Source organism: Roseixanthobacter psychrophilus (assembly GCF_043195195.1).
Lineage (GTDB): Bacteria > Pseudomonadota > Alphaproteobacteria > Rhizobiales > Xanthobacteraceae > NCEH01.
Genome location: NZ_JBAFWT010000200.1, coordinates 1 through 389 on the forward strand (window position 1 = coordinate 1; position 389 = coordinate 389).

Genomic DNA, 389 nt, shown 5'->3' on the forward strand with positions numbered 1-389 from the left:
CCGTTTGCTGGAGCTGGTCGCCGCGCAATTCGACTGGGCGGTGATCGAGCGGCGCTATCTGCCGGCCATCGCCATGGCTGAGCAGCTGGAGGCCCGCGCCAAGCTCGACCGCGACATCGATGCCAGCCGGCGCGCCCTCAAAGAGGGAGGGGTCATCCGGTGAAGGAGTGGTGGACACCGGCCGAGCTTGCGGTCTCGCAGCTGCCCGACATACCGACCACGCGAATCGGTATCAACCTCATGGCGGATCGCGGCAACTGGCGCAATCCAGACCATGAGTATCCTGCGAATCCCAAGGGTCACTGGCGGCGGCGCGAGGGGCGCGGCGGCGGTTATGAATATCATTACAGCTGCCTGCCGCTGCGCGCCCGCACCACGCTGATCATGCG

Annotated in this window: 1 protein-coding gene; it reads left to right on the forward strand. The window is 66.3% G+C overall.

Annotated elements, in window-relative coordinates; translation table 11 throughout:
- Positions 1-159: 159 nt before the first annotated feature.
- The coding region (locus V5F77_RS29195; RefSeq protein ID WP_429008528.1) for a DNA-binding protein at positions 160-389 on the forward strand (230 nt) is incomplete at its 3' end.